The following is an 18859-nucleotide window of genomic DNA, read 5'->3' as shown; positions in this document are numbered from 1 at the left end:
ACGGTCAAGGTCCGGTAAAGGTCCCGGTCGACGGGCCCGACCGCTGCGCGATTGCCGGGGCCCGGGTGGGTCGCTAGCTTGGGAATTGTGACCGGGACACTCGCGTCGCAGGCCCGAGCTCTCGCCACCGATCTGATGCGGGACGAGCCGGTGCGGTTGTCGCATGTCGAAGCCGTCGCCACCCGATCCGAAGTGCTCGCCGTGACCGTGCCCGTGGCAGAGGCCGAGGCTCTGGTCGCGGCCGGCTGGCTGCACGACATCGGATATCTGCCGGCCTTGCGGCAGTCGGGATTCCATCCGCTCGACGGCGCGCTGTACCTGCGCGACGAGGGCTGGCCCGGGACGGTCTGCGATCTGGTGGCCCACCATTCCGGTAGTCGATTCGTCGCGAAGGTCTGGGAGCTGACGGACGAGCTGCGGACGTTCGAGTTCGTCGAGGACGCGTCCTCCGATGTCCTGACCACAGCCGACAACACCGCCCAACAGGACGGCTCGTTCATCACGGTGTCCAAACGGCTGCGGGAGAAGCTGGCACGTCACGGTCCGACATCGCCGGGAGCGCTGGCCAATCCCCAACGCGACGACTACATCCGCGCCGCCGCCGCCCGGGTCAGGCGACGCCTCCGCACACTCGGGCACTCCGACCCGTACCTGCACTGACCCCTACCCGCCGCCGAAATGGCATTCGGTGTTACCGCCGAAATGGCATTCCGGCAGAAAAAGTGCGAGAAGAGCCCTGCCGGAATGCGAGTTCGGCGGGGAATAGGCGCGGGAACTCAGCCGCGCACCGGGGCCGACGGGGTGAACACCACCGGCATGGACTCCAGCCCGCTGACGAAGTTCGCCGGGCGCAGTGGCAGCCCCGACTCGTCGGCCAGCCGCAGATCGGGCATCCGCTGCAGCACCCGCGACAGCATCGTCTTGAGCTCGAGGCGTGCTAGCTGGTTACCGAGGCAGAAGTGGGTGCCGAAGCCGAACGCCAGGTGGCTGTTCGGGTTGCGGTCGATGCGGAAGACCTCGGGATCGCCGAACACCGACTCGTCGAAGTTGGCCGACTCGAACATCAGCATGATCTTCTCGCCGGCCTTGAGCTCGGTGCCGTGGAAGACGGTGTCGGCGGTCAGCGTCCGGCACATGTTCTTCACCGGCGACGTCCAACGCAGCATTTCCTCGATCGCGCCGGGCAGCAGCTCCTCATCCGCGACCATGGCGTCCCACTGATCGTGGTGGCGCAGCAACTGCTCGGTGCCGCCGGACAGCGTGTGGCGGGTGGTCTCGTCTCCGCCGATCAGGATCAGCAGGGTCTCCATGACGATCTCGTCGTCGGACATCCGCTGACCCTCGACCTCCGAGTTCACCAAGATGGAGAACAGGTCGTCGGTCGGCTCTGCCCGCCGCTTGGCGATGACCTCCATCGTGAACGCGGTGTAGGCCGCGAAGGTGTCCATCACCTTCTGGATGGTGAGCTCGTCGAGGTGTGAACTCAGCCCGCCGACCAGTTCGTCGGACCAGGTCAGCAGCATCTCGCGCTCCTCGGGCAGCACCCCGAGCATGTCGCCGATGACCGCCATCGGCAGCGGGGCGGCGATGTCGCGGACGAAGTCGCACTCGCCTTTCTCGCAGACCGCGTCGATGAGCGTGTCGCACAGCGCCTCGATCGACGGCACCTTGTCCATCACGCGCTTGCGGGTGAAGCCGGCGTTGACGAGCTTGCGCCGCAGCAGGTGTGCCGGGTCGTCCATGTCGATCATGTACGGCATGCCGCCCTGGTCCGGCCGGATCCCGCCGGCGCTGGAGAACAACTCAGGGTCGCGTTCGGCGTCCAGCACGGCCTGATAGCTCGCCGCGGCCGCCAGCCCGTTGCGGTCCCGGAAAACCGGCTGGTTGGCCCGCATCCACCGGTAGGCCTCCCGCGCGTTGCCGTCGGCGTAGAACCGGCCGTCGGCCAGGTCCACATCGGGCTTGGTGGAGGCAAAAGTCGTCACGCGATCTCCTTGGCGTCGCCGAATGTCATGTCCACGTTGGCAGCCGAGCTCGACACCAGGGCCCGTTTGGGCAATCCCAGCGCAGCGAGCTCGGCAGCATAGGGGTGGTCACCGAGCCGCAGCGAGACGCCACCCGGCCGGTAGCGCACCCCGGACATCACCATCTCCCCCGGTGTCTCCCGGGTGACGCCGTCGAGGTGCGAGTACGTCGAGTGCACCTGCCTGCGGGAGGTGAAGGCCGACGGCACCGGCAGGCCGGGCCGGAACTCCATGCTCACCGCCAGCCGGCCGTCGATCGTCACGTCGAACCCGAACTGGCGGCCGTTGCGGACGGTGAAGTCGGCCATCACCTTGGGGTAGCCCCAGATGGTGCGGCCGGCCTCCAGCGTGAAGGCCTGATCGACGGGCAGGTGGTGGACGAACGCACCGGCCGATTGCAGGGCGCTGAATCCGCTCGCTTTGGAGGGCGGGGTTCCCGGCGGATCGACCATCACGTTGGTCCCGTACTCGTAGTACCGACCGAGGTCGGTGTCGTCGTAGTGCATCAGCATCAGCACGACGAGCGCGCGGCGGGCCCCCCGGCCGAAGCGGCACACCCGCAGGCCGCTGTAGTCGATCATGCGCTGGGCGGGGTCGGCGTCCACGACGAACATCGCGGTGTGCTGCTGTGCGGTACGGACCCGCACCGGCATGGTCAGGACAGTGCCGGCGATGGTGTGGCGCGAGACGGCGGTGTCGTGAGTCACACCGCCAATCTAGAACGTGTTCTAGACAGTCGGCAAGAAGTGTCTACTCTCGGCCTCAGATCAGCGCGGCCAGATCGCGGATCTGTTCGGGTGAGCGGGCCCCGACCACCATCATCGTCACCCCGGCAGCCTCCCAGGCCTTGATCTGCTGCTGCACGTAGGCGAGGTCCCCGACGATCGCCGAGTCGTCGACCAGTTCGTCGGGGATCACCGTGGCCGCCTCCTCCTTGCGGCCCGACCGGAACAGTGTGGTGACGTCGTCGACCACCTCCGCGTATCCCATCCGGCGGTACACGTCGGCGTGGAAGTTGGTGTCCTCGGCACCCATCCCGCCCATGTACAGCGCCAGGTGCGGCTTGATCAACTCCATGATCTCGGGCCGGTCGTCGGTTACGACGACCTGGGCCGTCGCGCAGATCTCGAAGGTCTCCCGGGTGCGCCGCGCGCCGGGGCGGGCGAACCCTTCGTCGAGCCATTCGTTGTACATCGGCGCGATGCGCGGGGAGTAGAAGATCGGCAGCCAGCCGTCACAGATCTCGGCGGCCAGCGCGACGTTCTTGGGCCCCTCGGCGCCGAGCATCACCGGGATGTCGGCACGCAACGGGTGGGTGATCGGCTTGAGGCTCTTACCGAGACCGGAGGTCCCCTCGCCGGTCAGCGGCAACGGATAGTGCGGGCCGTCGCTGCGCACCGGGGCCTCACGTGCCCAGACCTGGCGCAGGATGTCGATGTACTCCCGGGTGCGGGCCAGCGGCTTGGGGAATTTGGCGCCGTACCAGCCCTCCACCACCTGCGGCCCGGACACTCCCAGGCCCAGGATGTGCCGGCCCCCGGACAGATGATCCAGCGTCAGCGCCGCCATCGCACAGGCCGTCGGAGTGCGCGCCGACAGTTGGATCACCGATGTGCCCAGCCGCATCCTGCTGGTCTCGCGCCCCCACCAGGCCAGCGTCGTGTAGGCGTCCGACCCCCACGCCTCGGCGGTGAACACGGTGTCGAACCCGGAGTCTTCGGCCGTGGCCACCAGTTCGGCGTGGTTGGTCGGGGGCTGCGCACCCCAGTACCCGAGCTGCAAGCCCAGCTTCATCGGTCCGCCTCCAGACACATGGTTGAAACCATTCTTAGAACCTGTTCTACTCGATGCCGTGACCACCAGCAAAGGCAGCCCGGTGCAGATCGACCCTCATGAGAAGCCGTTGTCAGCGCCGCTGAAGCTCTCATTCGACTACACCCGTTCAGTAGGTCCACTGCTGTCCCAGTTCTTCACCGCCCTGCGCGAACGACGTATCATCGGCGTGCGCGGATCGGACGGGCGCGTACTGGTTCCGCCCGCTGAGTATGACCCCGTCACCTACGAGCCCCTGACCGAGGTGGTGCCGGTCGCCGGCGTGGGGACGGTGGTGTCGTGGACGTGGCAGCAGTTCCTCCTTGAGGGGCAGCCGCTGGACCGCCCGTTCGCGTGGGCGCTGATCAAACTCGACGGCGCCGACACCCCGATGCTGCACGCCGTGGCCGCCGACTCCGCCGACGCGGTCGGCACCGGCGTGCGGGTGCACGCGCACTGGGTCGACGAGCCCGTCGGCGCGATCACCGATATCGCCTACTTCGCGCTCGGCGATCAGGCCGAACCCGAGGGGCCGCCGGTCGACCTCGACCCGGTGGCGATTCAGGTGGCTCCCTCAAGCATCGAGATCCAGCACACCGCTTCGCTTCCCGAGTCCACATTCCTGCGGGCACTCGAGGAGGGCAAGCTGCTCGGCGCGCGCACCGACGGGACCGGGAAGGTCTATTTCCCGCCCAAGGAAGCCGATCCGGCCACCGGCCTGGAACTCGACGAGTACGTCGAGCTGTCCGACAAGGGCACCGTGACGACCTTCGCGATCATCAACATCCCGTTCCCGGGCCAGCGCATCAAACCGCCCTACGTCGCGGCATATGTATTACTGGACGGCGCCGACATCCCGTTCCTGCACCTGGTCACCGAGATCGATCCGGCCGACGTCCGGATGGGCATGCGGGTGCAGGCGGTGTGGAAGCCTCGCGAGGAGTGGGGCCTGGGTATCGACAACATCGACTACTTCCGGCCGACCGGCGAGCCGGACGCCGACTACGACTCCTACAAGCACCACCTGTAAAGGGACCTTATGACCCTGAATGATTCAGTTGCAGTGGTGGGCTTCGCACACGCGCCACATGTGCGCCGCACCGACGGCACCACCAACGGCGTCGAGATGCTGATGCCGTGTTTCCATCAACTCTACGACGAGCTGGGCCTCGAGCAGACCGACATCGGCTTCTGGTGCTCAGGATCCTCGGATTATCTTGCCGGAAGAGCATTTTCGTTCATCTCGGCGATCGACTCGATCGGCGCGGTACCCCCGATCAACGAGTCCCACGTCGAGATGGACGCCGCGTGGGCGCTCTACGAGGCCTATATCAAGATCCTGACCGGCGAGGTGCAGACCGCGCTGGTGTACGGGTTCGGCAAGTCCTCGGCGGGCACGCTGCGCCGGGTGCTGGCCCTGCAGACCGACCCCTACACGGTGGCCCCGCTGTGGCCGGACTCGGTGTCGATGGCCGGGCTGCAGGCGCGTTTCGGCCTGGATGCCGGAAAGTGGAGCGCAGCGGACATGGCCCAGGTCGCGCTGGACTCGATGGCTGCGGCCGCGCGGACCGACTCGGTCGAGCCGGCCGACTCCGTCGAGGACCTGCTGGACCGCCCGTTCTTCGCGGATCCATTGCGGCGCCACGACATCGCACCGATCACCGACGGCGCATCGGCGATCGTGCTGGCCGCCGGCGACCGTGCCCGCGAGCTGCGCGAGAACCCGGCCTGGATCACCGGAATCGAACACCGCATCGAGACACCGGTGTTGGGCGCCAGGGACCTCACCACCTCACCGTCGACCACGGCCTCGGCCGCGGCTGCCACCGGCGGGGATACCGGCTCCATCGACGTCGCCGAGCTCTACGCACCGTTCAGCCACCAGCAGCTGATCCTCACCGAGGCGATCGGGCTGAACGGGTCGACGAAAATCAACCCGTCCGGCGGTGCGCTGGCCGCCAACCCGATGTTCTCCGCCGGGCTGGAGCGGATCGGTTTCGCCGCCCGGCACATCTTCGACGGCAACGCCTCGCGCGTGCTGGCCCATTCGACGAGCGGGCCTGCGCTGCAACAGAACCTGGTAGCAGTCCTGGAAGGCAAGAACTGATGGCTTCTCAAACACGGAAGAGGCTCGCCGCGGTGCTGGGCACCGGACAGACCAAGTACGTCGCCAAACGCAAGGACGTCTCGATGAACGGCCTGGTGCGCGAGGCGATCGACCGAGCGCTGGCCGACGCCGGTGCCACGATGGCCGACATCGACGCCGTCGTGGTCGGCAAGGCGCCGGACTTCTTCGAGGGCGTGATGATGCCCGAGCTGTTCATGGCCGACGCCACCGGCGCCACCGGCAAGCCGCTGATTCGGGTGCACACCGCCGGATCGGTGGGTGGTTCGACCGCGATCGTCGCGGCCAGCATGGTGCAGTCCGGTAAGTACCGGCGGGTGCTGACCATGGCCTGGGAGAAGCAGTCCGAGTCCAATGCCATGTGGGCACTGAGCATTCCGGTGCCGTTCACCAAGCCCGTCGGTGCGGGTGCGGGTGGGTATTTTGCCCCGCACGTGCGGGCCTACATCCGCCGTTCCGCCGCCCCGGGCCACATCGGCGCCATGGTGGCGGTCAAGGACCGGCTCAACGGAGCGCGCAACCCACTGGCCCATCTGCACCAGCCCGACATCACCCTGGAGAAGGTGATGGAGTCGCCGATGCTGTGGGACCCGATCCGCTACGACGAGACCTGCCCGTCCTCCGACGGCGCGGCGGCCATGGTGATCGGCGACGAGGCGAGCGCCGACGCCCGGGTGGCCGACGGACATCCGGTGGCCTGGATCCACGCCACCGCGCTGCGCACCGAACCGCTGGCCTACGCGGGCCGCGATCAGGTCAACCCGCAGGCCAGCCGCGATGCCGCGGCCGCGCTGTGGAAGGCCGCCGGGATCACCAGCCCGATCGACGAGATCGACGTGGCCGAGGTCTATGTGCCGTTCTCCTGGTACGAGCCGATGTGGCTGGAAAGCCTGGGTTTCGCCGCCGAGGGTGAGGGCTGGAAGCTCACCGAGGCCGGCGACACCGCCATGGGCGGCCGCATCCCGTTCAACCCGTCCGGCGGTGTGCTGTCGTCGAATCCGATCGGCGCCTCGGGCATGATCCGGTTCGCCGAGTCCGCGATCCAGGTGATGGGCAAGGCCGGCGAGCATCAGGTGCAGGGCGCCCGCAAGGCGCTCGGCCACGCCTATGGCGGTGGCGCACAGTACTATTCGATGTGGGTCGTCGGCTCGGAAAAGCCGGTCGCCGGGTCCTGACGGTGCAGTACACCTGCAGCATCGCGATGGGTCCTCTCGACCAACTCGTCGCGCTCGCCAGAACCGCCGAGGACATCGGCTTCGACTCCGTTGCGCTGCCGGACCAGTTGTTCTAACCGCAGATTACGGCCGTGCCGAGGCTCTCGGAGTTCCTGTGCCGGCGTGACCTGACCTGCCGTCGGCCTGGGTGTGACGCCCCGGTGGCGGGCTGCGACATCGACAACACCCAGCCCTGGCCGTTCGGGGTCTCCCAACGCGTCCCGCCTCGAGCACTACTGCCGTACCCATCGAGTGCACAGGCGCTTGCGACAAGGCGAAATCAATTCGCCGGAACCCACCGCTACCCAGATGCGACGGCGAAGAGACGCCACTCGCCGGGCACACCCTTGAGCTCATGAGCGCCGCGCTCCTGAAACTCGAGCCCTGATCCGATCACGAGGTCGCGCAGCGTGCTGGACACCAGCACATCGTTCGGCCCGGCCAGGGCGCTCACTCGCGCGCCGATGTGCACGGCGATCCCGCCGATGTCATCGCCGCGCACTTCGCACTCACCGGTATGCAACCCGGCGCGCACCTCGATGCCGAGTGCCTTCACCGCGTCGCGAATTGCCATCGCGCAGCGGATCGCTCGCTGTGGGCCGTCGAACATCGCGAGGAACCCGTCGCCCGATGTGTTCACCTCGCGGCCACGAAACCGAGCCAGCTGCGACCGGACGACGGCGTCGTGCGCATCAAGCAAGGCATGCCAGTCGCGGTCACCTATCTCGGCGGCGCGGTGCGTCGAGCCCATGATGTCGGTGAACAGCACCGTCGCGAGAACCCGATCATCGGCCACGTCAGCCTGCTGGCCGGTAAGGAACTCGTGGATCGCCTCGAAGGACGGTCGCCACGGTTCAACGAAGTGGTACCAGTTGCGGCCCGGCAGCTCAACGTATTTCGCGTCGGGTATGTGGTCGGCGATGTACTTGCCCTTCGCGGGCGGGATGATCACGTCGTCGGAGTGCTGGACGACCAGAGTCGGCACACGGACTGTCGGAAGGACCGCCCGCACGTCCACTTCCGTCACGAGAGGTATCGCCAGAGCTAACGTCCTTGGGCTCGCCGCGAGACGTTCCATTCGAGCCCACGTGGCCCGGATTTCCTCGTTCCACGGCATGTCCGGATTAGACAGATGTTGAACCTTCCCGCTACCCCACATGTGGACCCACGCAGCTTGAACTTCGTCTTGAACGAGTCGGGTGCCACCCGGATCTGCGTAACCGCCGAGCACGACCAGCGCGGTGGTGCGAGACGGATGTGTCGCCGCGAACAGCGCAGCGGGCGCGAACGCTCCGTCGACCGCCACGAGAACCGCTTCGCGACTCCCGAGGTCGTCGAGCACCGCGGTGATGCTGTCGGCCCATTGCTCCAAAGTCGGCAGCGCGTCCGGTGTGACGGGATCGGATGCTCCGGTGCCCGGCTGGTCGAAGAAGATCAGTCGACCGAGCGATGTCATCGCCTCGACCCACCCCTGAACGGACGGTAGCTCCGGGACAACCTCACAATTTGTGAACCAGTTCGGGACGTACACGATGTCGCGAGGACCTTCGCGTGACGTGCGATAGGCGACGCGCAAGTCCCCGTTCAGCGCGTAGCGCGTCTCCGAGAACACGCCCGAAGTCTAAGCCGACGAACGGGTCGGGCGGTGCGCATTGGCAGCGTTTATGCTGATCACAAGCGTTCCCGTGAAGGGTTCTTCAGCTAGTCGGTGCTACCGGGTGCACAAGAGCTACACGACGGCGAAGAGGCGCCATTCGCCGGGCACGCCCTTGAGTTCGTGTGAGCCGCGCTCCTCGAATTCCAACCCTGACCCGATCACCAAGTCGCGCAGCGTGCTAGACACAAGCACCTCGTTCGGCGCGGCCAATGCGCTCACCCGCGCGCCGATGTGCACGCCAATCCCGCCGATGTCGTCGCCACGGACCTCGCACTCGCCGGTGTGCAGCCCGGCTCGCACCTCGATGCCGAGGGACTGCACCGCGCCGCGAATTGCCATCGCGCAGCGGATCGCTCGCTGCGGGCCGTCGAACATCGCGAGGAACCCATCGCCCGACGTGTTCACCTCACGGCCTCGAAAACGAGCCAGCTGCGACCGGACGACGGCGTCGTGCGCATCGAGCAACGCATGCCAGTCCCGGTCACCCATCTCCGCTGCCCGGCGAGTCGAGTCGACAATGTCGGTGAAGAGCAGGGTGCCAAGAACCCGATCATCGGCCACGTCGGCCTGGTGGCCGGTGAGGAACTCGGCGAATTCCTGGAAGGACGGCCGCCATGGTTCGACGAAGTGTTGCACGTTGCGCCCTGGAAGCCCGACGTACTTCGCACCCGGTATGTGGTCGGCGACGTACTTGCCCAGCGTGGGCGGGATCAGCGGATCGTCGCTGTGGTGGAGAACGAGGGTGGGCACGCGGACTGTGGGAAGCACCGCCCGCATGTCCAGAAAGGACACCAACGGCTGCATGAGGGCGACGGTCCCGGGGCTCGCCGCCAGGCGTTCTTGTCGGGCCCACGCTGCCCGGATCTCTTCGTTCCACGGCATGTCCGGATTCATGACATGTTTGAACTCGCCCGTCCCCCACATCGCGACCATCGCTGCCCGCACTTCCTCGCCGGTACGTGGACTTGCTGGATACGCGTAGCCCTCGAGCACCACGAGCGCGGTGGTGCGTGACGGATGTGTCGCCGCGAACAGTGCCCCCGTCGCAACCGCGCCGGCGCTCGCGAGCAGGACCGCGTCGCGACTGCCGAGATCGTCGAGCACCGCGGTGATGCTGTCGGCCCATTGCTCCAACGTCGGTAGCGCGCCCGACGTGACGGGATCTGACACTCCTGTGCCCGGCTGATCGAAGAAGATCAGTCGCCCAAGCGATGTCATCGCCTCGACCCACCCTTGAAGGGACGGTAACTCCGGGAGGTGCTCGCAGCACGTGAACCAGTTCGGGACGAATACGATGTCGCGCTCACCCTCACGTGACGCGCGATACGCGACGCGCAAGTCCCCGTTCATCGCATAGCGCGTCTCCGAGAACACGGCCGAAGTCTATTCTCGGGGGAGCACGCCGACAGACGTTTATGCTGTTCAAGAGCGCTCCCTGAAATGTTCTTCAGCCAGTCGGTGCCCATCACCTGATCAAATCGTTCTGCACCGGAGCGGTCTCGAGATCAACGCAGAACGCGAACGCCGGCACCCAGCCTGGCTGGCCGCGACCTACGAACCACCGCCCTCTTGATCGGTTCGGCACCCGCGCCACACGGTGTGCACCAGGGCGGCGATGGCGGCATCGTCCAGCGGTGCCATGCCGAACATCAACCGGTAGTAGGGCGGGGACACCAGCGCGTCGACCGCAACCCGGACATCGGTGTCGGCGGGCAGTTCACCGGCGCGTACCGCCGCGCGCAGCGTGGTCGCGACGGCTTCGCGGCGGGGGCCGATCCACTGCTCCAGCAGCGCCCGTTCGATCGCCGGATCCGAGGCCGACGCGGCGATCGCGTTGCGCAGCAACGGCCCGGTGGCCGGGTCCGCGAGGATGGCGAACAGGGCACCGACGTGGTGCACGAGCGCCTGCACGGTGGTGCTGCCCGTCGGGCGCACGATCGATTCCCGGACCGACTCCAGCAGACCTTCGAGCACGATCGCCGCCGCCGACGGCCACCAGCGGTAGATCGTGGTGCGGCTGACCTCGGCGCGTTTGGCGATGGCCTCCACCGTCGCGGCACCGGGCCCGCCCTCGAGCGCCAGCTCCGCAGCGGCCCCCAGCACACGCCCGCGCACCGCCTCGCTGCGCGGGCGCCCGCGACGTGAGGTCCGTTGGGTGCCGCCCACCCGGCCAGCTTATGGCCGCGACCTGCGCGCCCCCAACGCGACCACGGTCAGGCATCCGAGCGCGGCCAGTGATCCTGCGCCGAACATCACCGGATAGCTCAGCAACCCCGGCACGCGCTGCGACAGGAACGCCAACGCGGCGGGAACGGCGAAGCCGAGATAGCTGACGCTGTAGAACACCGCGGTCAGCCCGGCGAGGTCGTCGGGGCCTGCGATGCGCTGGATCTCCTGCAGGCCGGCCAGCATCGCCATGCCGTACCCCGCTCCGAGCGCAGCGGCCGCGACCAGTGCGGAGAAGATCGTCAGCGCGACCGCTGCCCACGCCGCGATCGCCATCCCGGCGATCAGCAGCATCAGCGCAGTGACGACCGGCCGCAGCCCCCCGCCGAGTCGGCGGGCAAGGTGCTGCACCGTGAAGCCCACCCCGAGCGTCACCACGCACAGCAGGGCGGAGAACGCGATCGGCGCCCCCGCTGCGCGTTCGGTCATCAGCGCGGGCAACACCGCGTAGGCCGAGGCCGCGGCGCCGAACACCCACGGCGCGACGGGCAGGACCACCAGCAGGAAGCGCCGCCGCGTCCCGGCCGGCACGGCCAGGTCGGCCCACCACGGCCTGCCGGAGTCGTCGCGCGCCCGGGTCTCAGGTGCGGCCACCAGCAGCAGGGTCGCCGCCAGCGCCACCGCGATGTTCACCGCGTACGACAAGGTCGTGGGTGCGGGCGCCCACTGGGCCAGCACCCCGGCTGCTCCGGCCCCCAACCCGAACCCGGCGGTCAGGCTCATCGCCGCACGTCGAGCACCGGCGCCGCCCTCGTCCCACGGCGGGCTGGACAACTCCTTGATCCAGCTGCCTCCGACCGCCATCGCCAGCCCGAGCGCGATTCCGCTGAACACCCGGCCGACCCCCAGCACCAGCGCCGAGTTCCCACCGAGGGCCAGCACCAGCGAGCCCACCGCTGCCAGCAGCGGGGCCGGCAGCATCAACGGGCGGCGGCCGAATCGGTCCGACAGCGGCCCGCCGATCAACAGGGCGGGCACGATGCCGAACACGTAGGCGAACAGCAGCAGGTCCACGGTCAGTGCAGAGAAGCCGTCGCGACCCCGGTACATCACCAGCAGCGGGGTGAACTCGTTGCCGCCCCACGCGACGGCGAACGTGGCCACGGCGACCGCCAGCCATGCCCGCGGTCGCCGGCCGGCCACGACACCGGCCGAGGGCAGCGGGAGAACGGCAGAATTAGTGAACATACTGTTCACTATATAAGGGGCGTGGGTCAGCGGCGAGTGAGGGTCTTTCGTCACTTTCTCCGCAGGTGAACGCCCATCGGATTGCGCTCGCCCGGCGAAAAACTGTAACGTGTTCTAATTCGAGGAAATGACTGGGAGGCCCGAGGTGAGCACCGAAGTCGCAGGCGTTCGCGAGATCGACACCGGCACCCTGCCCGACCGGTATGCCAGGGGATGGCACTGCCTGGGGCCGGTGAAGAACTACCGGGACGGCAAGCCGCACGCCGTGGAGGCGTTCGGCACCATGCTCGTCGTGTTCGCCGACTCCCACGGCGAGCTGAAGGTCCTGGACGGGTACTGCCGGCACATGGGCGGCAACCTCGCCCAGGGCACGATCAAGGGTGACGAGGTCGCCTGCCCGTTCCACGACTGGCGCTGGGGCGGCGACGGCAAATGCAAGCTGGTGCCATACGCCAAGCGCACCCCCCGACTGGCCCGCACCCGCGCCTGGCACACCGACGTGCGCGGCGGTCTGCTGTTCGTCTGGCACGACCACGAGGGCAACCCGCCGCAGCCCGAGGTCCGCATCCCGGAGATCCCGGAGTGGGCCAGCGGTGAATGGACCGACTGGAAGTGGCACACGCTGCTGATCGAGGGCTCCAACTGCCGCGAGATCATCGACAACGTCACCGACATGGCGCACTTCTTCTACATCCACTTCGGCCTGCCGACCTACTTCAAGAACGTCTTCGAGGGCCACATCGCGTCGCAGTACCTGCACAACGTCGGTCGGCCCGACATCGACGACATGGGTACCGCCTACGGCGACGCATCGCTGGATTCGGAGGCCAGCTATTTCGGGCCGTCGTTCATGATCAACTGGCTGCACAACAAGTACGGCGATTTCAAGTCCGAGTCGATCCTGATCAACTGCCACTACCCGGTCACCCAGGACTCGTTCGTGCTGCAGTGGGGTGTCATCGTCGACAAGCCCAAGGGGCTCGACGACGCCACCACCCAGAAACTGGCCGACGCGTTCACCGACGGTGTCAGCAAGGGCTTCCTGCAGGACGTGGAGATCTGGAAGCACAAGACCCGCATCGACAATCCGCTGCTGGTCGAGGAGGACGGCGCGGTCTACCAGATGCGACGCTGGTACCAGCAGTTCTACGTCGATGTGGCCGACGTGACGCCGGAGATGACCGACCGCTTCGAGATGGAGGTCGACACCACGGCCGCCAACGAGAAGTGGCATGTCGAGGTCGAGGAGAACCTGAAGGCCCGCGCCGCGGCCGAAACGCAGGCGACATGAAACCCGACGTGGACCGGATCGCCCGGTCGATGGTCCAGCTGCACGGCGGGCACGACGCCGCTGACCATCACCACGCTCCAGGTCCCGACGTGCCCGGATCCTGGCGCAAGGCACCGGATTTCGCATCGAATCCGGATCGGGCGGCCGCGGTGCACGAGAGCACCCGCCAGGATCGCGAGCGCTACCTCACCGCGGGACTGGCAGCGGTCGACTGTCGGCACTGCCACGTCACCGTGCAGGTCAAGAAACTCGGACCGGCACACACGTCGGTGCAGTGGAGTACCGAGGCCACGCAGCGATGTGTCTACTTCGCCGAGATCCGGGAATCCGGTGGCGATCCGGCCCGCGCGCGGTCGTGTCCCCGGCTGACCGACAGCATCCGCCACGCAGTGGCCGAGGGTTGCCTCGAGGAGTACTCCAACGCTCCGGCACCCGGCGACGGCTGACGCGTCCGGCGGTCAGTCGCCCTTGCAGTTGTCCGGGACATCGGAGCCGGCGATCGTGAAATCCGAGCACCTCATCACGCGGTCGTTGTTGCTGCCGACGAGGAATCCGACCAGCGCCACCGCGGCCACCAGCGCCACAATGCCCAGACGCTGCCGATGCCGGGCCGGCGAGGTCATCTCCGGATAGAACAACTCGAACAGCAAGCGCAACGTCAGCGGCACCGACACCACGATGATCAGCGCGGCCGCCCACGCGAAGACCGGCCGGTCCAGCGCACCACTGGCCGACCCGTTCACCAACAACGCGACGACGAGCCAGGCGAGCGGACCGGACAGGGCCAGCGCGGTCACCCAATTCCCCATTCTGCCGAACGGTCGGTAGACGACGGTGAGAACCACCAGGATCGAAGACGACACCACCAGAGCAAAGACGTCGTCGTAGAACACCGTCCCGTAGGCCCCCAGGTTGAATGCCAGCGGCCAGGTGAACAGGCCGACCAACAGGCTGGTGACCGCGACCGGCCCGGATAACACCTGTACCGACGGTCGATCAGCCATCGTCTGGCCCGCCCACGCCGACCAATCGGGCATCGATTCGGCCCATGTACTCAGCGTTGCACATGACCGCCGGACGTGAGGCACGACGGCGGAACCGGATGCCCCCGAACGGGCGTCAGAGCCCCTTGAACCGGTCGGCGACCTGCTGGTCGGTCAGGCCGTAGTCGGCCAGCGAATACGTGTGCTTCGGCGCGCGTGGGCCCTGCTTGCTCGCCTCATGGCTGGCCTGCATCGCCGCACGGGCCTCACCGGTGGTCTCGATACCGAAGTGACGGTATATCGCCTCCACGGTCGCTACCGGGTCGGCGATGAAATCGAAGTAGTCCATGTCGTAGAACTGCGCCGGGTTCTGTTGTGCGCGCGCGGCATTGAACCGTTCCAGCCCGCGCGACCAGGTCTCCAGCGAATCCGCGCCGATCGTCTCGCCGACGAACACGTTGGACCAGCCCTCGGTGGTGTGCTGGGCGAGCGAGCACATCGACGCCATGATGGTCTCGGCCGGACGGTGGCACTGGATCACCAAAGCGTCGGGGTAGGTCGCCAACAACGCATCCAGTGCGAACAAATGGCTGGGGTTCTTGAGCACCCAGCGCTTGTCGGTGTCATTGAGCCCGATCAACTGCAGGTTGCGCCGGTGCCGCCGATACGGCCGGGTCCAGTCCTGCCTGGCCAGCCACTGCGAGTACGTGGGTACGTGGGCCAGCGTCTCATAGGACACCGAGTGCAGTGACTGGCGCAACAGCTGCCAGCACTCCTCGACCTCTTCGGCGGTCATGTAGTGCAGGCCGGTGTAGTCCGGGTTCTCGTTGTGCGCCTTGGTGAACTGAGCGTCCAACTGGGCGAACACCGGGTTCTGCGACCAGGTCTCGCGCGGTGGCCGTGGTTGTGGGAACTCCGCAAGCCACAGCTCCAGCCCCTGATGGCGGGGATCGGCGGCCAGCAACCGGTGCAACGCCGTGGTGCCGGTCCGCGGCAGGCCGGTGACGAAGATCGGCCGCTCGATCGACACCCCGGCGTGCTCGGGATGCTGCCGAAACGCCGCTTCCGAGACCAGCCGTGCGACCAGCGCGTTGCGGACGAAGAACCGTTGCATCTTGCTACCGAACTCGGTGAGATCGGCGTCGCGGGCATAGGAGTCGAGCAACACCGCGAGCGCCTCACGATAGTTGTCGTCGTCGGTTCCGAAGTCGTCAAGGCCGCAGGCCTTGGTCGCCGAGTCATGCAGGTCCTCGACGGTGCCCACGTTCGTCCGGGCGGACATCAGGCCTTGTACTCCCCGCAGTTGACGTCCAGCGCCTGGCCGGTGATGCCGCTGGACAGGTCGCTGGCCATGAACAGGATCGCCGAGGCCACCTCGTCCTCGGTGGGCAGCCGCTTGAGGTCCGACGCTGCCGCGGTGGCCCGGTAGATCTCGTCGACGGTGGTGCCGTACTTGCCGGCCTGGTGGGTGAAGTAACTCTCCAGCGTTCCACCCCAGATATAGCCGGGCAGAACGGAGTTCACCCGGATACCCTGTTCGCCGAGCTCGGTGGCCAGGGACTGCGACATCGCCAGCAGGGCGGACTTGGCCATCTTGTAGGCGCCGTACTTGGCCTGCGAGTGCCGGACCACCATCGAGTTCACGTTGACCACCGATCCGTTGGCCGCGGCCAGTGCCGGCGTGAATCCCTGGATCAGCCGCAGGGCACCGAACACCGTCAGCTCGATCGCCTCCCGCATGTGTTCGAAGGTGGTGTCGGCCAACGGCTTCATCGACGGAACCCGGAACGCGTTGTTGATCAACACATCGACCTTGCCGTAGGCCGTCATCGCCTCCTGGACCAGGTTGTCGACCTGCGCCTGATCGGTGATGTCGGTGCCGACCGATACCGCGCGACGGCCCATGTCGGTGACCTGCTTGGCCACGTCGTCGAGCCGCTCGACCGTTCGCGCGGCCAACACCAGGTCGGCGCCCGCCTGCGCGCACCGGCGCGCCAGTGTCGTCCCCAGCGCCGGGCCGACACCGCTGATGACCACGACCTTGCCCTCGAGCAGTCCGTTCATCACTCAACCCACCATCCTGTCTGCGATCTGTTTCTGGCGCAGCGCGATTCGATCCCGCCAGTGCTGTTCGGAGATCTTGTTGGAGTCGTGGTACGGCAGCGCCGCGGCCACCTTGTCGATGTCGACCACGTCGACTGTAGGGCCGTCGGCCTCGGTCATCTCGCGGGACAGCCGCTGCCACCGGAACTGCAGATAACCCTTGCGGTGTCCGAGCGCCTCGCACCAATTGGTGACGCCGGGATTGAGCTCGGAGACGACGATCCTGATCTTGCCGTCCGGATCCGCCTGCGCCTGAGTGCCGTTCAGCGACGTCTGGTGGTTGATGTAGTCCAGGGAGATGTACCACAGGCTACCCAGCTGGAAACCCATGTAGGGCGCGTCGGAGACCGGGACGGTGATGACCATGGCCTGTTCGGGGGCCAGGTCGAAGTGCCCGACCGAACTGTACTGAGTCGCCAGACCGCCCGGGGTGAGCCGCGGCGCGACCATCGTGTTCACCGGCAGGTTGTTATAGAACCACTGCGGGAACTGCAGCCAGGTCTTCACCCGCTGTACGAGTTGCCTGGCGGCGACGGCATAGCGCTTCTCGACGAGTTCTCTGCTCAGCGGTGGCGGCGCGGTTCCCGCCGTGTCGGTTCGCGCGATGCTGATGAAGCCGCGCCGGGCCGACCAGTCGTTGTAGACCTCACGGACGAGCAGCTGCGACGGGCTGTTCGGCGTGATCCGCCACTCGAACGACCCGTCGGCGGCGATGGCGAGCTCGCGGTCGTCGAACGCGGCCTGACTGACCGGCACATTGTCGTCGGTGTACTCACCGCCGAGCATCTGGAAGCTCAGGTCGGTCGTGGTGCCGCGAACCCCGGTGACGACGTATTCGTGGCCCGGCTGGACCCGGGTGCCGAAGTACAGGGTGTCCGGGTTATCCAGGCCCATCTTGGTGAACGGCCCGGTGCCCGACTGCATGAACGGATGGTCACGGTCGTAGTCGAAGGCCAGGTGCGTGCATGCCGCGATGCACCCGGCGAGGTACTGCAGACCCTCGAGCAGATCGGCTTCGGACTCGATGAACGGCGCGGCCGCGACGAGGCCCTCGGCCTCGGCGATCGCGTCGGCCAGCGGCTGGGAATACATGCGGCGGATGCCTCCACGGTTCAATATTGGACCGGATCGGTAGAGTTCTGGTCCGAGACTAGAACTCGTTCTAGTTCGAGTCAACGCGGTCGGAGGGGCAGCAGCCATGAGCGGTCGGGCGTCGCCGCCGACGCAGCGCGTCATCGCGGTGCTGGACTTCCTGGCCCGGCACCCGCACGACCGATTCGGCGTCTCCGAATTGGCCAGGCGCACCGGTCAGAGCAAGCCGACGTGCCTGGGCATCATCACCACGCTGGCCGAATCCGGCTACCTCGTTCGCGATGCGGCCGACAAGACCTACCGCCTCGGCCCGTCGCTGATCGCCCTCGGTCATATCGCCCAGGAGTCGTTGCGGGTCAATCCGGCCGTCCGCGAAGAGCTGCGCGAGCTCGCCGCGGTATCCGGCACCACGGCGGCGCTGTCGGCGGTGGTCGACGACCGCATCACGCTGCTCGAGCTGGTCGCGCCGCCTGGGGTCAGCGCGCCGTTGCGGGCCGGGCAGAGTTATCCGTTCGCACCGCCGGTGGGCCTGATGTTCGTGTTGTGGGACGAGGACGCCCTGCGGGACTGGCTGGCCCGCCCCCCGACCATCCCGTCGCGCATCGATGCCGAGCGACTCGACCGCGTGGTCGCCGAATGCCGGGCCGCCGGCTATCTCGCCGAGCGACTCACCCCCGGCGGCAGGCGCCTCTATGCGCTGCTGGCCGGCATGTCCAGCACGCTGCCCGACGAACTGCGCGCGCTGCTCGGCGAGATGATCTCCGACATCGGCGAACGCGTCTATCTGCGTGGTGAATCCGGGGGCAGGGGCCGCCACGAGATCAGCGTGATCTCCGCCCCGGTCTACGATCACCACCAGCGTCAGGCGATGGTGTTGTCGCTGCAGATCGGCGCGGCCCTGACCGACGCCGAGATCGCCCGGCACGCCCGTCAGGTGATCGGCACCGCCGACCGGCTGACCACCCAGATCGGCGGGCGCAAGGCGGGCGGCTAGGTGGATGGTGTTTTTTGCGTGGCGGTGACCGGCTGATCGCCGCTGGTTGAGTTGAATGAGTGGGTGACGTTGGGACGGACGCCTGCTCAGGCGGATCTGCTGCGGTCGACGGCGAATTTCTGTGAGGGCCGGGTGGGTCCGGATTCGATT

At 67.3% G+C, this 18859-nt stretch carries 18 protein-coding genes; 7 read left to right on the top strand and 11 right to left on the bottom strand.

The features are described 5' to 3' along the window. The first annotated feature begins 87 nt into the window (after positions 1-87). Positions 88-660: an HD domain-containing protein gene (locus tag JDV09_RS07800; protein ID WP_308124055.1), complete on the top strand. Its 573-nt coding sequence runs from the start codon at positions 88-90 to the stop codon at positions 658-660. 116 nt (positions 661-776) lie between these two features. Here the strand turns inward: JDV09_RS07800 and JDV09_RS07795 are convergent, their stop codons facing one another. The 3 genes from JDV09_RS07795 to JDV09_RS07785 form a co-directional block, all read right to left on the bottom strand. Further along, the gene (locus JDV09_RS07795) at positions 777-1985 is read right to left on the bottom strand and encodes a cytochrome P450 (RefSeq protein WP_221368555.1); all 1209 of its coding nucleotides are present in this window, start codon (positions 1983-1985) and stop codon (positions 777-779) included. Further along, positions 1982-2677 carry an acetoacetate decarboxylase family protein gene (locus tag JDV09_RS07790; protein ID WP_221368698.1) on the bottom strand — a complete coding sequence of 232 codons (696 nt, stop codon included), beginning with the start codon at positions 2675-2677 and terminating at the stop codon, positions 1982-1984. The genes JDV09_RS07795 and JDV09_RS07790 overlap by 4 nt, the downstream gene beginning before the upstream one ends. Positions 2678-2786: 109 nt before the next feature. Further along, positions 2787-3818 carry an LLM class F420-dependent oxidoreductase gene (locus JDV09_RS07785; RefSeq protein WP_221368554.1) on the bottom strand — a complete coding sequence of 344 codons (1032 nt, stop codon included), beginning with the start codon at positions 3816-3818 and terminating at the stop codon, positions 2787-2789. Positions 3819-3876: 58 nt separating this feature from the next. Here JDV09_RS07785 and JDV09_RS07780 point away from each other — a divergent pair, with 58 nt between their 5' ends. Genes JDV09_RS07780 through JDV09_RS07770 form a run of 3 tightly spaced genes read left to right on the top strand, consistent with a single transcriptional unit; the run spans position 3877 to position 7136 of the window. Further along, on the top strand, positions 3877-4866 hold the full coding sequence (locus tag JDV09_RS07780; RefSeq protein WP_221368553.1) for a Zn-ribbon domain-containing OB-fold protein: 990 nt from the start codon (positions 3877-3879) through the stop codon (positions 4864-4866). A gap of 9 nt (positions 4867-4875) precedes the next feature. Then, positions 4876-5943 (top strand): thiolase family protein, encoded by a 1068-nt coding sequence (locus JDV09_RS07775; RefSeq protein ID WP_221368552.1) that lies wholly within the window; start codon positions 4876-4878, stop codon positions 5941-5943. Then, positions 5943-7136, top strand: coding sequence for a thiolase family protein (locus JDV09_RS07770; protein WP_221368551.1), 1194 nt, complete (start codon positions 5943-5945; stop codon positions 7134-7136). Before JDV09_RS07775 ends, JDV09_RS07770 begins: the two co-directional genes overlap by 1 nt. A gap of 340 nt (positions 7137-7476) precedes the next feature. Here JDV09_RS07770 and JDV09_RS07760 read toward each other — a convergent pair whose 3' ends face one another. The 4 genes from JDV09_RS07760 to JDV09_RS07745 form a co-directional block, all read right to left on the bottom strand. Beyond that, positions 7477-8787: an adenylate/guanylate cyclase domain-containing protein gene (locus tag JDV09_RS07760; protein ID WP_221368550.1), complete on the bottom strand. Its 1311-nt coding sequence runs from the start codon at positions 8785-8787 to the stop codon at positions 7477-7479. 117 nt (positions 8788-8904) lie between these two features. Beyond that, positions 8905-10206 carry an adenylate/guanylate cyclase domain-containing protein gene (locus JDV09_RS07755; RefSeq protein WP_221368549.1) on the bottom strand — a complete coding sequence of 434 codons (1302 nt, stop codon included), beginning with the start codon at positions 10204-10206 and terminating at the stop codon, positions 8905-8907. Positions 10207-10383: 177 nt separating this feature from the next. Then, on the bottom strand, positions 10384-10998 hold the full coding sequence (locus tag JDV09_RS07750; RefSeq protein WP_308124054.1) for a TetR/AcrR family transcriptional regulator: 615 nt from the start codon (positions 10996-10998) through the stop codon (positions 10384-10386). Positions 10999-11007: 9 nt separating this feature from the next. Further along, positions 11008-12246: an MFS transporter gene (locus JDV09_RS07745; RefSeq protein ID WP_221368548.1), complete on the bottom strand. Its 1239-nt coding sequence runs from the start codon at positions 12244-12246 to the stop codon at positions 11008-11010. Positions 12247-12391: 145 nt separating this feature from the next. Between JDV09_RS07745 and JDV09_RS07740 the strand changes: the two genes are divergently transcribed. Together JDV09_RS07740 and JDV09_RS07735 are read left to right on the top strand one after the other, a co-directional pair. Further along, on the top strand, positions 12392-13537 hold the full coding sequence (locus JDV09_RS07740; RefSeq protein WP_221368547.1) for a 3-ketosteroid-9-alpha-monooxygenase, oxygenase component: 1146 nt from the start codon (positions 12392-12394) through the stop codon (positions 13535-13537). Further along, on the top strand, positions 13534-13983 hold the full coding sequence (locus tag JDV09_RS07735; protein ID WP_221368546.1) for a hypothetical protein: 450 nt from the start codon (positions 13534-13536) through the stop codon (positions 13981-13983). Before JDV09_RS07740 ends, JDV09_RS07735 begins: the two co-directional genes overlap by 4 nt. Before the next feature lie 12 nt (positions 13984-13995). Here JDV09_RS07735 and JDV09_RS07730 read toward each other — a convergent pair whose 3' ends face one another. The 4 genes from JDV09_RS07730 to JDV09_RS07715 all read right to left on the bottom strand — a co-directional run bounded on the left by JDV09_RS07730 (position 13996) and on the right by JDV09_RS07715 (position 17715). Beyond that, positions 13996-14541 (bottom strand): hypothetical protein, encoded by a 546-nt coding sequence (locus JDV09_RS07730; protein WP_221368545.1) that lies wholly within the window; start codon positions 14539-14541, stop codon positions 13996-13998. A 115-nt stretch (positions 14542-14656) separates the two neighbouring features. Continuing rightward, the gene (locus JDV09_RS07725; RefSeq protein WP_221368544.1) at positions 14657-15802 is read right to left on the bottom strand and encodes a sulfotransferase family protein; all 1146 of its coding nucleotides are present in this window, start codon (positions 15800-15802) and stop codon (positions 14657-14659) included. Continuing rightward, positions 15802-16584, bottom strand: coding sequence for an SDR family oxidoreductase (locus tag JDV09_RS07720; protein ID WP_221368543.1), 783 nt, complete (start codon positions 16582-16584; stop codon positions 15802-15804). Before JDV09_RS07720 ends, JDV09_RS07725 begins: the two co-directional genes overlap by 1 nt. 3 nt (positions 16585-16587) lie before the next feature. Continuing rightward, complete coding sequence (locus JDV09_RS07715) at positions 16588-17715, bottom strand: hypothetical protein (RefSeq protein WP_221368542.1); 1128 nt, start codon at positions 17713-17715, stop codon at positions 16588-16590. A 106-nt stretch (positions 17716-17821) separates the two neighbouring features. On the opposite strand from JDV09_RS07715, the gene JDV09_RS07710 reads away from it, so the two are divergent. Continuing rightward, the gene (locus JDV09_RS07710) at positions 17822-18709 is read left to right on the top strand and encodes an IclR family transcriptional regulator (protein WP_221368541.1); all 888 of its coding nucleotides are present in this window, start codon (positions 17822-17824) and stop codon (positions 18707-18709) included. Positions 18710-18859: the final 150 nt, after the last annotated feature.

Source organism: Mycolicibacterium xanthum (assembly GCF_019710635.1).
GTDB lineage: Bacteria > Actinomycetota > Actinomycetes > Mycobacteriales > Mycobacteriaceae > Mycobacterium > Mycobacterium xanthum.
The sequence above is the reverse complement of the archived record's forward strand: the minus strand, read 5'-3'. Positions and strand labels throughout refer to the sequence as shown.

Excerpts from the sequence above, each read along its gene's own strand:
- JDV09_RS07790 (WP_221368698.1), bottom strand. The coding sequence starts at position 2,677 with ATGCCGGTGCGGGTCCGTACCGCACAGCAGCACACCGCGATGTTCGTC.
- JDV09_RS07785 (WP_221368554.1), bottom strand. The coding sequence starts at position 3,818 with ATGAAGCTGGGCTTGCAGCTCGGGTACTGGGGTGCGCAGCCCCCGACC.
- JDV09_RS07775 (WP_221368552.1), top strand. The coding sequence starts at position 4,876 with ATGACCCTGAATGATTCAGTTGCAGTGGTGGGCTTCGCACACGCGCCA.
- JDV09_RS07770 (WP_221368551.1), top strand. The coding sequence starts at position 5,943 with ATGGCTTCTCAAACACGGAAGAGGCTCGCCGCGGTGCTGGGCACCGGA.
- JDV09_RS07745 (WP_221368548.1), bottom strand. The coding sequence starts at position 12,246 with ATGTTCACTAATTCTGCCGTTCTCCCGCTGCCCTCGGCCGGTGTCGTG.
- JDV09_RS07735 (WP_221368546.1), top strand. The coding sequence starts at position 13,534 with ATGAAACCCGACGTGGACCGGATCGCCCGGTCGATGGTCCAGCTGCAC.
- JDV09_RS07730 (WP_221368545.1), bottom strand. The coding sequence starts at position 14,541 with ATGGCTGATCGACCGTCGGTACAGGTGTTATCCGGGCCGGTCGCGGTC.
- JDV09_RS07725 (WP_221368544.1), bottom strand. The coding sequence starts at position 15,802 with ATGTCCGCCCGGACGAACGTGGGCACCGTCGAGGACCTGCATGACTCG.
- JDV09_RS07720 (WP_221368543.1), bottom strand. The coding sequence starts at position 16,584 with ATGAACGGACTGCTCGAGGGCAAGGTCGTGGTCATCAGCGGTGTCGGC.
- JDV09_RS07715 (WP_221368542.1), bottom strand. The coding sequence starts at position 17,715 with ATGTATTCCCAGCCGCTGGCCGACGCGATCGCCGAGGCCGAGGGCCTC.
- JDV09_RS07710 (WP_221368541.1), top strand. The coding sequence starts at position 17,822 with ATGAGCGGTCGGGCGTCGCCGCCGACGCAGCGCGTCATCGCGGTGCTG.